The organism is Mesorhizobium sp. M7A.F.Ca.US.002.01.1.1, from assembly GCF_004022955.1.
Classification (GTDB): Bacteria; Pseudomonadota; Alphaproteobacteria; order Rhizobiales; family Rhizobiaceae; genus Mesorhizobium; species Mesorhizobium ciceri.
In genome coordinates, this window is record NZ_RZQE01000407.1 from 1 (window position 1) to 5,400 (window position 5,400).

The following is a 5,400-nucleotide window of genomic DNA, read 5'->3' on the forward strand; positions in this document are numbered from 1 at the left end:
GTTCCAGTCTGCGCGAGCAGCGTTGACGGCGGCCGCGAGCTTGGCCGCCTGGCCGAGCACGGCTGCGCCATCGGGACGCGCCAGCGCGCCCTGTCCGACGATGATCAGCGGGTGTATCGCCTTCTTCAGCGTCTGGAAGAACTTGCCGTTTCCGTCGGCCAAATCCTTCAGCGAATCCGGCCCGGCGCCCAGCTGTTCGTAGTCGTATCGGGTATCGCCGACATCGCCGATGACACCGACCGGCAGATTGCCGGTCCGCCAGCGCTTGCGGATACGGGCGTTGAGCACCGAGGCTTCATAGCGTGGGTTGGCGCCGATGATCAGCACCGCATCGGCCTGCTCGATGCCTTCGATGGTCGGGTTGAAGATGTAGCTCGCACGGCCGAGCGCCGGGTCGAGTGCAGCGCCATCCTGGCGGCAATCGGTGTTCTTCGAGCCGAGCGAAGCCATCAGCAGCTTGAGCGCATAGGTTTCTTCGACGGCGGCGAGATCGCCCGCGATAGCGCCGATCTTTTCGGGCGCCGTCTTCGACACCGCGTCCTTGATCGCGGCGAAGGCCTCGGCCCAGCTGGCGGCAACCAGCCTGCCGTCCTTGCGCACATAGGGGCGGTCGAGACGCTGCGTGCGCAGGCCGTCCCAGATGAAGCGGGTCTTGTCGGAGATCCACTCCTCGTTCACCGCCTCGTTGACGCGCGGCAGGATGCGCATCACTTCGCGGCCCCGGCTATCGACGCGGATCGCCGAGCCGACCGCATCCATCACGTCGATGGATTCGGTCTTGGTCAGCTCCCACGGCCGCGCCTGGAAGGCGAATGGCTTCGAGGTCAGCGCGCCGACCGGGCAAAGGTCGATGACATTGCCCTGCAGCTCCGAGGTCATCGCCTGTTCGAGATAGGTGGTGATCTCGGCATCCTCGCCACGGCCGATCAGGCCCAGTTCGGAAATGCCGGCGACTTCGGTGGTGAAGCGGACGCAGCGCGTGCAGTGGATGCAGCGGTTCATCACCGTCTTCACCAGCGGTCCGATGTATTTGTCTTCGACCGCGCGCTTGTTCTCGTGATAGCGCGAGGAATCGACGCCGAAAGCCATCGCCTGGTCCTGCAGGTCGCATTCGCCGCCCTGGTCGCAGATCGGGCAATCCAGCGGATGGTTGATCAGCAGGAACTCCATCACGCCTTCCCTGGCCTTCTTGACCATCGGCGTGTTGGTGAAGATTTCCGGCGCCTCGCCATTCGGGCCGGGACGCAGGTCGCGCACGTTCATGGCGCAGGAAGCCTGCGGCTTGGGCGGCCCGCCCTTCACCTCGATCAGGCACATGCGGCAATTGCCGGCGATCGACAGCCGCTCATGGAAGCAGAAGCGCGGCACTTCCGCGCCAGCGTCTTCCGCCGCCTGCAGCAGCGTGTAGTGGTCGGGTACAGTGATCTCTTTCCCGTCGACCTTGAGCTTTGCCATTCGCCTCAAACCCCTGCGGAGTTCCCGCAATCTCTTTTTCCGGACGCGGTCGAGACCACGTCGGGCACTTCATTCACTTCTTGACGGCGAGCGCCGCCGCTTGAGCTGTCCAATCGTCGCGGCCGATGCGGCCGCCGAGCGACAGATAGTCCTCGACCCAGGCAACCTCTTGCGGCGTCCATGCCGCGATCTGGGCATACGTCCAGATGCCGAGGCCGTTGAGAACCTTCTCCAGCTTGGGCCCGATGCCCGATATCGCCTTGAGATCCGCCGGTTTCGCCGGCTTCTCCACGGCCTTGGGCTGCCTGAAATCCTCGGGCAACAGCGCATCGCCGACGCCGCTTGTTGCTGGAGCGGCGTTTGCGGCCGGCACGGCAGTTGCGGCTTCCTTGGCGGCAATATCGGTGACCTCCCTGGCGAAGGACTGCGCCTCGGCGATCATGGTTTTCGCCGTCGCCCGCGCCTTGGTGGAGGAAGAGTTCGGATCATCGAACTGCGCGACGCGCGCCTCGAAATCATCGACGATCGGCTGCAGCAGCCGTTGCGAGGCTTCTGCCGCACCTGAAAACGCGCCCAGCCAGACGCCGAAAGCATGATTGGCAAGCCCGAGGCCAAGCGCCGACATCGCCGCCGCACCCGCCACAGGATGCACGAAAAGGTTGACGGCACTGGCCATCTCCTTCGGCATCATCCTGGTCAAGTCCTGGTTCATCTTGTCGATCTGGTCCAAATTGGGCATCAGCGGGTTCGAATACGGCGCCATAGAGTTCTCCTGGTCGTTTCGTCGTTCGCCCGCCCTTCGCTGCGGACTTTCGTCCGCGTAAAACGTTCTTCTATTCCGCCGCCACCATCACAGGCTCGGCCCGGTGCGCATTGCGCGAAAACTCGTCGATGCGCCGCTCCACTTCGCCGCGGAAATGCCGCATCAGGCCCTGGATCGGCCATGCCGCCGCGTCGCCCAGCGCGCAGATCGTATGGCCTTCGATCTGCTTGGTGACGTCGAGCAGCATATCGATCTCGCGCTTCTGCGCCTCGCCGCGCACCAGCCGTTCCATCACCCGCCACATCCAGCCGGTGCCTTCGCGGCATGGCGTGCACTGGCCGCAGCTCTCGTGCTTGTAGAAGTAGGAAAGCCGCGCGATCGCCTTCACGACATCGGTCGACTTGTCCATGACGATGACAGCCGCGGTTCCAAGGCCGGATTTGAGGTCGCGCAGCGCGTCGAAATCCATCGGCGCGTCGATGATCTGCTCGGCCGGCACCAGCGGCACCGAAGCGCCGCCCGGTATGACCGCCAAAAGATTGTCCCAGCCGCCGCGAATGCCGCCGCAATGCGTCTCGATCAGTTCGCGGAACGGGATCGACATCGCCTCTTCGACCGTGCACGGATTGTTGACATGGCCGGAGATGCAAAACAGCTTGGTGCCGACATTGTTGGGCCGGCCGAAGGACGAGAACCAGGCCGCACCGCGGCGCAGGATGGTCGGCGCAACCGCGATCGATTCGACATTGTTGACCGTGGTCGGGCAGCCATAGAGGCCGACATTGGCCGGGAATGGCGGCTTCAGCCGCGGCTGGCCCTTCTTGCCTTCGAGGCTTTCGAGAAGTGCAGTCTCCTCGCCGCAGATATAGGCGCCGGCGCCGTGGTGCATGTAGATGTCGAAATCGTAGCCGGACGTGTTGTTCTTGCCGATCAGCTTGGCCTCATAGGCCTCCTCGATCGCGCGCTGCAGCGCCTCGCGCTCGCGGATGAACTCGCCGCGCACATAGATGTAGGCGGCAACCGCACCCATGGCGAAACCGGCAAGCAGCGCGCCCTCGACCAGCGTGTGCGGGTCGTTGCGCAGGATGTCGCGGTCCTTGCAGGTGCCGGGCTCGGATTCGTCGGCGTTGATCACGAGATAGCTCGGCCGGCCATCGCTCTGCTTGGGCATGAACGACCATTTGAGGCCGGTCGGGAAGCCGGCGCCGCCACGGCCGCGCAGGCCCGACGCCTTCATCTCGTTGACGATCCACTCGCGGCCCTTGGCGACGATGCCGGGCGTGTTATCCCAGGCGCCGCGCGCCATCGCGCCGGCCAAGGACTTGTCGAACAGGCCGTAGATATTGGTGAAGATGCGGTCTTTATCCCCGAGCATTTTTCGTCCCTCAGACCGGCTTCTTGCCGAAGACGCGGATGTATTCGGCGACGCCACCCTTGGCGAGCGCCTTGGCCTGCTTGACCCAGTCGTCGCGATCGATGCGGCCCTGGAAAGAGAGATAGCCATCCACCCACTCGCGTTCGGCCTTCTTCCACGACGCGACCTGCGCGAAGGTAAAGATGCCCAGCGTATGCAGGATGCCCTCGATCTTGGGGCCGACGCCGGAGATCAGTTTGAGGTCATCGACCTGTGCCGGCCTGTCGATGCCGGCCGGGCGGTTCTTGTCCCCGAGCGACGGTTTGGCCGGCTTGGCGGCCGGTACCTTGACCTCTGGCGCCTTGAAGGCGGAGGCCGGCTCGGCCTTGGTGATGGGGCCACTGCGCTGCTTGGAAACCTGCTCGACTTTGGAGTCTGCCTTGTTGGCATTGGCGGCCGAATGCAGTGGAGCGGCAACACTCGCCGCCTTTTCAACCGCCGGCGCGACCTTGGTTTTTGAAGGCGTCTTCAACGCCGGGCTGGTTTCAGGGGCGTCGGTCTTCGGCTTGCTGGTGTTGGACGGTGCGACAGGGGCCGCGGCCGGCGCCGGCACCGGCGCTGCGACGATCGCGTCGGGTGCCGCCCTGGCGGCCTTGGCCGCCTCCCTGGCTTCCCTGTCGCGGGTCGACTTGAGGATCGCCTTTTCGCTCTTCAGCGTGGTGAGGCCGGAGGCCGGCTCCGAGCCGGTGCGGCCATTCTGCGGCCCCGGTTCCACCGCAGCACCCTTGCCGGCGTCATAGAGATCGATGATTTCAGCCAGGCGTTCCGGCGTCAGATCCTCGAACGTGTCCTTGAAGATCATCACCATCGGCGCGTTGACGCAGGCACCGAGGCATTCCACCTCTTCCCAGGACAAGGTTCCCTTGTCGTTGGTGTGGAACTGGTCGTGATGGATTTTGGAGCGGCAGACATCCATCAGCGCTTCCGAACCGCGCAGCATGCAGGGCGTGGTGCCGCAGACCTGGATGTGCGCACGCGTGCCGACCGGATTCAACTGGTACTGCGTGTAGAAGGTCGCGACTTCCAGCCCGCGGATGCGCGGCATGCCGAGCATGTCGGAGATCGTCTCGATCGCCGCCTTCGTCACCCAACCTTCCTGCTCCTGTGCTATCATCAGAAGCGGGATGATGGCCGACTGTTCACGGCCCTTCGGGTACTTCTTGATCCATTGCTTCGCAGCCGCGGCATTCGCCCGGTTGAAGGCGAAGGATGCTGGCTGGACGCTGGCTTCTGCGAGACGGCGGACTGACATTTAGCGATCGACCTCACCAAACACGATGTCGAGGGAGCCGAGAACGGCGGTGACGTCGGCCAGCATGTGGCCGCGGCAGAGGAAATCCATCGCCTGCAGATGCGCGAAACCCGGCGCGCGCAGCTTGCAGCGGTAGGGCTTGTTGGAGCCGTCGGAAACCAGATAGACGCCGAATTCGCCCTTCGGCGCCTCGACAGCGGCGTAAACCTCGCCGGCCGGCACGCGATAACCCTCGGTGTAGAGCTTGAAGTGATGGATCAGCGCTTCCATCGAGCGCTTCATTGCCTGGCGCTTGGGCGGCACCACCTTGCCATCGAGGTTCGACACCGGGCCGGTGCTCTCCTTGCCGAGCAAAAGGTCGACGCACTGGCGCATAATCTTCGCCGACTGGCGCATTTCTTCCATGCGCACGAGGTAGCGGTCGAAGCAGTCGCCGTTCTTGCCGATCGGAATATCGAAATCCATCTCCGAATAGCATTCATAGGGTTGCGACTTGCGCAGATCCCAGGCTGCACC

Annotated in this window: 4 protein-coding genes and 1 pseudogene; all 5 read right to left on the reverse strand. The window is 64.1% G+C overall.

The annotated features are described in order from the left end of the window. The coding region (nuoG, locus tag EN932_RS28020) for an NADH-quinone oxidoreductase subunit NuoG (RefSeq protein ID WP_128369229.1) at positions 1–1,455 on the reverse strand (1,455 nt) is incomplete at its 3' end. A gap of 73 nt (positions 1,456–1,528) precedes the next feature. Beyond that, positions 1,529–2,218 carry an NADH-ubiquinone dehydrogenase gene (locus tag EN932_RS28025; RefSeq protein WP_027160548.1) on the reverse strand — a complete coding sequence of 230 codons (690 nt, stop codon included), beginning with the start codon at positions 2,216–2,218 and terminating at the stop codon, positions 1,529–1,531. Positions 2,219–2,288: 70 nt separating this feature from the next. Then, the gene (gene nuoF, locus EN932_RS28030; protein WP_013531094.1) at positions 2,289–3,593 is read right to left on the reverse strand and encodes an NADH-quinone oxidoreductase subunit NuoF; all 1,305 of its coding nucleotides are present in this window, start codon (positions 3,591–3,593) and stop codon (positions 2,289–2,291) included. A gap of 10 nt (positions 3,594–3,603) precedes the next feature. After that, positions 3,604–4,884, reverse strand: coding sequence for an NADH-quinone oxidoreductase subunit E (locus EN932_RS28035; RefSeq protein WP_024501360.1), 1,281 nt, complete (start codon positions 4,882–4,884; stop codon positions 3,604–3,606). Next, positions 4,885–5,400 (reverse strand): annotated as a pseudogene (locus EN932_RS28040) (NADH-quinone oxidoreductase subunit D); the annotation flags it as partial.